The 8021-nt window shown below is 59.9% G+C and carries 8 protein-coding genes; 2 read left to right on the forward strand and 6 right to left on the reverse strand.

What is annotated here, in order from left to right; translation table 11 throughout:
* Nucleotides 1-129: 129 nt before the first annotated feature.
* The 4 genes from V3W47_RS19415 to V3W47_RS19430 form a co-directional block, all read right to left on the reverse strand.
* Nucleotides 130-321, reverse strand: a complete 192-nt coding sequence (locus V3W47_RS19415) for a hypothetical protein (RefSeq protein ID WP_331826890.1) — start codon at nucleotides 319-321, stop codon at nucleotides 130-132.
* Nucleotides 322-581: 260 nt separating this feature from the next.
* A complete protein-coding gene (locus V3W47_RS19420; RefSeq protein ID WP_331826891.1) occupies nucleotides 582-1184 on the reverse strand; it encodes a hypothetical protein in 603 nt (200 codons plus the stop codon).
* A gap of 21 nt (nucleotides 1185-1205) precedes the next feature.
* Nucleotides 1206-1979: a hypothetical protein gene (locus tag V3W47_RS19425; RefSeq protein ID WP_331826892.1), complete on the reverse strand. Its 774-nt coding sequence runs from the start codon at nucleotides 1977-1979 to the stop codon at nucleotides 1206-1208.
* Between the two features lie 1154 nt (nucleotides 1980-3133).
* On the reverse strand, nucleotides 3134-3421 hold the full coding sequence (locus V3W47_RS19430) for a hypothetical protein (protein ID WP_331826893.1): 288 nt from the start codon (nucleotides 3419-3421) through the stop codon (nucleotides 3134-3136).
* 343 nt (nucleotides 3422-3764) lie between these two features.
* On the opposite strand from V3W47_RS19430, the gene V3W47_RS19435 reads away from it, so the two are divergent.
* Complete coding sequence (locus tag V3W47_RS19435) at nucleotides 3765-4289, forward strand: hypothetical protein (RefSeq protein ID WP_331826894.1); 525 nt, start codon at nucleotides 3765-3767, stop codon at nucleotides 4287-4289.
* 140 nt (nucleotides 4290-4429) lie between these two features.
* Here V3W47_RS19435 and V3W47_RS19440 read toward each other — a convergent pair whose 3' ends face one another.
* Both V3W47_RS19440 and V3W47_RS19445 read right to left on the reverse strand, forming a co-directional pair.
* Nucleotides 4430-5782: a GmrSD restriction endonuclease domain-containing protein gene (locus V3W47_RS19440; protein ID WP_331826895.1), complete on the reverse strand. Its 1353-nt coding sequence runs from the start codon at nucleotides 5780-5782 to the stop codon at nucleotides 4430-4432.
* A gap of 217 nt (nucleotides 5783-5999) precedes the next feature.
* Complete coding sequence (locus tag V3W47_RS19445) at nucleotides 6000-7307, reverse strand: hypothetical protein (protein ID WP_331826896.1); 1308 nt, start codon at nucleotides 7305-7307, stop codon at nucleotides 6000-6002.
* A 228-nt stretch (nucleotides 7308-7535) separates the two neighbouring features.
* On the opposite strand from V3W47_RS19445, the gene V3W47_RS19450 reads away from it, so the two are divergent.
* Nucleotides 7536-7967: a hypothetical protein gene (locus V3W47_RS19450; protein WP_331826897.1), complete on the forward strand. Its 432-nt coding sequence runs from the start codon at nucleotides 7536-7538 to the stop codon at nucleotides 7965-7967.
* Nucleotides 7968-8021 lie beyond the last annotated feature (54 nt).

Genomic DNA, 8021 nt, shown 5'->3' on the forward strand with positions numbered 1-8021 from the left:
CCCGCCACAACCAAGAATCGAGGATGAGCCGGGCACAGGGGCACCCATAGGAGAAACCCCCACCTTGCGGTGAGGGTCGGTCGTCCAGGCGGACGCGGTGACGTGCTGGGCAGGCACCCAGGGGTTAGGTCAGGGCAGGAGCTTGACCAGTAACTGGATCAGCTCTGCAAGGGCAGTGACCAGCTCCGCGAACGCGATTAAAAACGCTGTCCAGATCGCCAGATTCTTCATCCGACGCCGGAACCGCGATTGTCTCGCCTTCTTGTCGCTGGTATGCTTCTTGTGGGCCAAGAGCATCACCAACCTTTCGGTGACCCCCACACGCTTCCAACGTGTGGGGGTTGCTCCTTGAGGGAGCGGTGACCCCTGGTCTACCCGACTTGTCATGCAGCGCGCCCGACTGGACCTCCCCAGTCTACCCGGCGCATAGCCTTGACTTCGCGTGTATTCGACGCTAACTTAGAGAAATCAAGGCGGCCTCCGGGTCGCCTTCCTCTTTTGGATCAACACGGGGGGGAGGGGGCCTGCGGGTACTCCTCCCCCCCGTGTTGATGCCTGGTGCCGCCGTCGCTCGCCCCTGGTCAGTAGTCCCACTCCAGGGACCGCTGGCGCTGGGGCTGCTGCTGACGCTCCACCTCCAGCTCGCGGTGTCGCTGGTAGACCTCCTCCAAGTCAAGCAGGGTCCGGGGGTCCTCCTGATAGATGCCCAGCTCTAGCTGCAACTCCTTCTGCTGGGTGTACGCCTCGCGGCTGGAGGTCCGCAGCTCTGCCAACTCGTCCTTCTGCAAGGTCCGCGACAGGGCTGCTACCACATGCACGTGGTCGTGCTCGCCCTGGTCGGTGTGACTGACCGCCACCCAGTCCCGCACCTTGAGGCCCTGCTCCTCGATGCGCCCCATGACCGCCGCCGTCCACGCTTGCCGCCCGTCCTCGTCCAGGTCAGCGTGCCCCTCCCCAGGGTTGAGGACCAGGCGGTAGTAGTAGGTCTTCCCCGGCTGCTCCCCGGCCTGGTCCAGGCGCTCGTAAGCCTGCTGGCGGCTGACCTCACCCTGGCGGTCGAAGAGGAGCCGGGTCTCGCGCTCCCCCAGGTCATTCTGCCGGTGCTGCATGTAGCGCACCGACCCCTTGGCCTCGGCGGCGCTGCGGGTGTAGCTGGCCTTCACCACTGAGAACGAACGCGCCACGATCTCCCCTCCTCTCCCCGACTACCGCCGCCCGAACAGGCCGCCCTTGGGCTGGGCGCGGGCCTCTTCCTGGGCGGTCAACAGCTCTGTCAGGGCGCCATTCACGGCCCGGGTGAGGTTCTGCATGGTGGTCTTCAGTTCGCCCACCGCCTTCTGGGTCTCGCTGCTCTGCCCCTCCTGGGCCTCGATGCGCTTCTCCAGGGTCTGCACATGCTGGGCCAGCGCCCCGACCACCTCCAGCCCTTTGCGTAGCTCGCGGGTGGCCGCCGCGAGGTCCACCAGGGCGCCCGGGTCCTGCTCCCCCGCCCCGACGGCGATCTGGTTCAAGGTTTGCCGCACCCCAGGGGAAGGGCGGGCCAGCTTCTCGACCGCCTGAGACCACCCCCGGTTAAAGAGGTTCAGGGCCTCGGCGTGGTCCTCGTAAGCCGCATCGAGGAGGTAGCCGGTGTTCACCCGGGTTGCCATGCTCTCCAAGGCCGTGCGGGCGAGGAGGTGGGCAAGGCGGTGCGCCTGGGCCTTGACCTCTTCCTGGGCCTTCCTTCCCTGGCGTTCGACCTCGGCGAGGAGTTCGGTCCGCAAAGAAGAGAGAGCGTCGGCCCGCACCCCCTCGTGAACCTGTTTGGCCCCCTCCTCAATCAAGCCGACCACGGTGGTCGTGAGGCGGTCTCCCCGGCTGTCGGCCAGGCGCTCGACCTGCTCGGCGAGTTCGGCGGGCAGGATCACGGAGACCTTGCGGCCTCCCTTGGCGGTGCGGACGGTCGCGGTCTCATCTGACATTTTTTTGCGGACTGGCACGGCACTTTCCTCCTACTTCTCAAGGTAGAAGATTTGTTCTTCTTTTTCTATCTGACACCAGGAAACGCCCTCTAAGCGACCGTTCCCGGCTGGCCCCGGAGGGGGCAGACCGGGAACTTATCTTGCTTACTTTCCCCGGCGAAGAGGGTTAGGCGGTTTTGGGGGATTCGGGCCGGGATGGGGCTAGCCGGGGAAACGTCCCTCAGCCTACGCCAGAGCGTCCCGGGAGTCACCGCGTTCTCCCGTTTTGAACCTCTTGAGCAGACCCTTTGGAAGGTCAACCCCCAAGCGCCGTAACAGGTGTTCGGCCTCAACGCGCAACCTCGACATCCGCTCTTCTCCTTGATCCAAATTCCCAGGTGAGATCATCAGCTCAACCCGCAGACGGAGGAAATCTTTGCGGAGCTGCTCTGCACCCTCGACATACTCGGGTCTTGGACGTTCTTGAACCTCGGTCAGGGCAAGCGCAAGGAGCCAGCGGGTCCGCGTGCTCTCATCCATACGGTTGAGCTTACAGGGAACATCCACCGAAGCGTGGGGGACCTCCTGTCTCCCCCACAGTTGGGAAAGATCGGTCGGGTACTCTCCTAGGTCAGCCACAATTGGCAAGGCTGGAGTCTCTGGTGAGTAGTTAAACGCCGCCTTGACCTGTTTGAGGACCAGCAATAGGAACCGACCTGTAAGAGTTCACCCTTTTCAGCTTTTTGTCAGTCCACCCTGTTCAAACTGCCTGGATGCTTCCCCTAATTGAGCGAGGACCCCACGACCTATCGGAACACCGTGATCAAGTTCGACGGGAAGTCGCTGAAGCCATCATCCTTCTTAATGAGGATGGGGATGCGTACGCCTGGCAGCTGGCGCTAAAACTTCGTGAGCAGTATTTCAACGCGTTGAGTTCCACTTCTGCTTTAGAAGAGGTTGGCATGACAGCTCGCTTCCTTAGCCGTAGGACGCAGGCCGAAGGGTCCAAGCCGAGTTCACCCTCACTTCTCCTTCTGCACTGATCAGGGACAAGGTTGAAGTCAGCCCCACGTCCGCCGCAGCGTCTGACCGACCGCGGGGGACGGGGCCGGTGTCCTTCCGGCGCCGACCACCGGGGGAGGGAGGAGGCGAGGACGGGCCTTTCCTGGCTCATCTGCTTCCGGGAATTGGCCTTACCGGAAGCTCCCGCCATCGGACTCATCGTCGCCACTGAAACCCCGCTCCCGGAACATCTCAATCTGAGCGTCTGCCACTCCAGATAGAGCGGCAGAGTTGCGCCGTTGCTCCTCTTCAGCTCGCTGCTTCGCTTCATCCGCTGCCCGCTCGGCAGCTCGCTTCACGTTGGCTCGCTCAGCGGCGTCGTCCTCCATGAGTCCGGCGATTCGTTCCAGAGCGTCTGCAATACGCTCCTCCGTGGTTTTCTTGCCCAGGGTGCGGAATGTGCGCTTCTGATCGGTCACACCCCAGCTTACCGCCCGCCCCGCCAGGCTGCTCACAGTCGGGAAGGAGGTCCCCTGGGGACTGGGATCGTGGCATGGGCCAAAACACGCAGCCGCTCCAGGTTCAGGACTAGGTGCAATCAGGCCCGCACGATCCCACGCAACTCATTTTCTGACTCGGGCGCGGCGTGCGCCTAGTGCTTTCCCAGATGGCCTGCTGAAGGCGAGGACGCGCCTCTCAGACAGAGCGGGAGGGGCCGATTTTGAAACTAAGAAAGGTTAGTGCTAGGGGCGCTCGGGGCGAGTGGCACGCCCCAAGCGACTAACTGCACAAGCGCCCCGAGCGCCCCCTTACACTGACCTTGTGACGGCTGCCACGCCCCTCGTGCTCACGCCCCGGCAAGTGGCCGAGCGATTGGGTGTAGGGCTCCCGACGTTGAGACGGCACGCGGCTACCTGGGAGGAGCTGACGGGGGAGGCCTTGCCCCGGGGCGAACACTTGGAGCGCCTGTGGCCCGAGTCTGTAGTGCTCACGCTGAGCGAGGCCTTAAGCATGGTCCACCGGCAGGAAGCTCCCAGCGTTGTCGAGGCGCTGAGGGCGCTCACCCTCCCCCAAGCACCCCCCCTAGCGCCGCTTCCAACATCAGCGGAAGCCCTACGTGCCCTGATTCGGGAGGAGGTGCGGGCCGCCTTGCGTGAGGAGCTGGCGATCTCGACGGTGGCCGCCCTCCCCCGGTCGGGGGATGAGTTGCGTGGGCTGGTCCGCGACGAGCTGCGTGTTGCCCTGGACCCAGGGCGGCTGCGCGTCCTAGCTCACGCCGCAGTGTCGCAAGAACCCGCGCGCCCAGGGGGATGGCGGGCATTGCTAATCACCCTGTTGGGTGGGTAGTTCATTCAAATGAAGCTGATGTGAGAGTAAGCAACTCCCAACCAAGGAAGCCGGGGGGATTCATTGTTCGCGAATCCCCGACGAATGCTTAAGGCAAATCGATCTACTAACTGCCCGTCTTCCTTATTACTATGATCTGCTTATTTTGGTCGCTGCATATTGCATAATCTATGGACCAATCGAGCATTTTCTGGAATAGTTTGTCCACCACGCCAATAATGCTCTACGTGATCTATAGCAGCGTCTTGTATAATCTTTATTTCTTGCCCACAGATTTTGCAAGAGTTATTTTGCTCAAATAACTCCCGCTTTAGTTCTCTTGAAAACACACGTTTTTTATCGTTAGGTACTTCCTCTTTCATTATCTGCTTCAATCTACTCTGCCAAGTTTCAAAAGCGTAAGATATTGCCGCGTAACCTCCTGTGGCCTGTGAGACTGCTTTCACCCAATCGTTATCAGTTGTCACTAAATCTATGTATTCCTCATATATAGCATCGGCTCTTCTAGTAATTTGACCTATATCGTAATTAGCGAAACTAGTTGCAATGACTTGAAAAACAGATGCGTTGACTTGACTTCCCCAGCCGTCACGTTTTCTAAGACGGAAACCATTATTACCAAAGACAGTTAGTGATGCTCTCATAGCGTGCTTGAATATCTGTTCAAACTCTTTCAACTTTTCCTTCTCAGGATTCCTATATGTTTTCATAAAATCGTTAAAAAATGGTTTCATACCATCCTTTGCTTTCAAATAAGTCTTTTCATAGAAAGCTAGGAATCTCAGCACTAAAGACCTATCACTCATTCTCTTATCAAGATTCTTCTGGTTGACACAAGCAAGAAAATCTGGATTGGACGCCAATTGACCTATTAGGTCGTTAAGTTTACCTCTAAATATGGAGTTTCTTATCTCCATTTCATTTAGCTTGACTCCACCTGTATTGAGCCTCTCAAAAATTATGAATAATAAGTTCTGTGATGTTTGCGGGGCAAGCTCGAAAGTTCTTAAGGTTGTGTCTTGAAGCTTATCTTGCAATTCAGGGCTTAATTCTCCGAACTTTTTCCCATTTAGGTCGGTTAATATGTCTAAACCAGTGATAGCATAATCACCGTCAAAAAACTTAAAGATGGAATTCAATCTTTGCACTCCGTCAATAACTTCATATTTGCCCTCAGCATTTTTAGCTAAGTAAATGACCGGTATTGGAATATCGAGAAGGAATGATTCTATTAACTTCGATGCCCTACGAGTATCCCAAACGTATTTTCTCTGCCACGTAGGATTAAGAATTAACTTATTCTGTTTATACCAACTATTAAAGTGAAATAGGGCTCGGTCAGCCTTTTCAATCATTACTTTTTCAGTTGAGTGTATATTAAGAGAGCCCTCTTCGCTTCCTTCTGTATCGTAGCCACTTTGATTATCATTTTCCTGATCATTATCAACAAAATTTTCATTTACACCGTGCTGCTCTTCGGATGCTTCTGTCATCTTCACTCCTTGAGATAGGTTAGGATGGCGGGTCTTCCTCATGGTCCTAGTCGGTCGCTGCTGAGCTTGGCTGCCCGCCTGCTCTCTCCTAACTGTAGCCGGGGTTAGGGGGAGAGTTTTGGGCCTTCTGGTAACGCGGCTTACCGGGGGAGGGCTACCCCTCGGCAACTTTTAAAGGCCCCTTCCTGACCCTCCTACGCGGTCACTTTTCAGAGGGTCACGCCTGGACGGCTGAGGGGTAGCGCAGGCGAGCGGCGAGCAGGGCGGCAGGGTTCCGCAAACCTCCCCACTCGCGGCGGTCGGCATCGAGGCGGGCGAGTTGGGCCGCGAGCTGCTGCAAACCTTGGCGGCCTTCGACGTTGGCGTGGTAGGCGTCCCAGATCAGGCGGCAGTACCAGCGCCGGGAGTGCTGGTCGCGGAGCTGGCGGGCCAGCACGGCCCCCAGCATCCCGACCAGGGCGGCCCGCTTGGTGGGGTGAGCGTCGAGCACCACGGGTAGGGCGTACACCACGTCCTGCACGGTCTTCGCCTCTTCGAGCGGAAAATTGCGCGGGTCATTATTTAACGGGTCTTCGTCTGTTCCTGGGGTAACGGCCCAATTTTTTAATACATGCACCCACGCCCCCCGCTCTGTGGGGGAAGTTGACCCGCGCAATTTCTTTTTGCCCTCCTGGCGGGCTTTCTCCTTCTCGGCTCTCACGGCCTTCAGGAGCGCCCAGGCGGTGCGCCCGGCCTTGCGGTCGGCGTCGAGGTCGCGCCATTGGTGGGAGAGGTCGTCATAGCCCAGGCGGGCGCGGTAGCCGGGCACCAGGCGCACGGCGTACAGGGTGCCGTCCACGGCGGCCACGGTCTCCCCGTTGCGGGTCATGTCCGAGAAGTGCGGGCGGCTGTCGCAGTACGCCCGTGCTTCGAGCTGCCGCGTCCAGCGACGCACCGTCGCCACGTCCACGCCCAGGGCCTCGGCCAGTAGCTCCTGGGAGGTGTGGAAGACGATCTGCCCAGGGGTGAGCCGGTAGCCCTTGGTCTTGAAGACGTGGCGGGCCAGCTCGTGAAGCAAGCGGGCCAGCCTGCCGGGTCCCTCCGTCCCAGCCCCCCGTCCCCGCTTGGGGCGCAACTCGGCCAGGTCGAGCAGTTCAGCCAGGTCGAGCACCTCGGGCACCGGCTCCGGTCGCGGCCCCTGCACCGGGCGCACCATCACTCGCGCCGAGGCGCTGTAAGCGTCCCTGACGCTCTGCGAGAACTCGTGGGGGGCATAGGTCGCCTCGGCCTCGCGGCGGGTCTGCTCGTGGCTCCTGCGTCGCTCCTCGCGGTTGGCCCGAAGCTCGGCGGTCATCTCTTGCACCGTCCGTACTCGGGGAAGGTCGGTGCCCAGCGCCGCGCCTTGGTCCGCCACGCTCGCACCGTCCCCCGTCGTGGCGTTGGCCCTGGCGCTCATCGCGGCGCGGGCCATATCCAAGTAGCGGCTCGTACGGTCCTGGTGGGAGGTGCTGGTGGATGGGCGGGCCGTGTCGTGGGCGGCAGACAAGTGGGTGTGCAAGGTAAGCCCCTTTGCACCCGTGCCCTCAGTGCGTACACTGAAGGTCCAGGTGGACGCCTGGCTGCTTGAACGTCGCCTTTCTCTTAGCGGGGATTTGGGCGACGTTCGCTTTTGCCGTGAGGCGTCTGAGGAGAGCTTACACGCTCGGGCGCTGCCCCATGCGAAGTTGAGCGCCGATCTACCCTACTTGATCTATGGGCCGCTACCCTGAAAGACATGGGCGAGGCGAAGCGGCGGCAGGAACTGGGGCACATGCTGCGGCGGAACACGTACACGTTCACCGTGGCTCCCGGCCCTCAGATTCAACACCTCGGCCCTCTGCCCGTAGACGAGGACGACGAACGAGGCATTCGACATGCCGTCGAACTGTACGGTCCTGATACCGAAGACTGGGAAGAGGCGATGGTCTCCATCTTCGAATTCCACGACCTGGACGAACCACCGAGCACCCCAACTCACATCCGCTGTGAACTGCTGGTTGAACGAATACGGAAGGGCGGAAGTGTTTTCTACAACTCGCTCTTTCCGAAGGAACTCGCTTACTCCCTCGACGGCGGCCAGACCTGGCACGACCTCCCGCCACAACCAAGAATCGAGGATGAGCCGGGCACAGGGGCACCCATAGGAGAAACCCCCACCTTGCGGTGAGGGTCGGTCGTCCAGGCGGACGCGGTGACGTGCTGGGCAGGCACCCAGGGGTTA

Source organism: Deinococcus sp. YIM 134068, assembly GCF_036543075.1.
In the GTDB taxonomy this organism is placed as follows: domain Bacteria; phylum Deinococcota; class Deinococci; order Deinococcales; family Deinococcaceae; genus Deinococcus; species Deinococcus lichenicola.

Coding starts and splice junctions, on each gene's coding strand:
- V3W47_RS19440 (WP_331826895.1), bottom strand. CDS start 5,782: ATGACAGAAGCATCCGAAGAGCAGCACGGTGTAAATGAAAATTTTGTT.
- V3W47_RS19450 (WP_331826897.1), top strand. CDS start 7,536: ATGGGCGAGGCGAAGCGGCGGCAGGAACTGGGGCACATGCTGCGGCGG.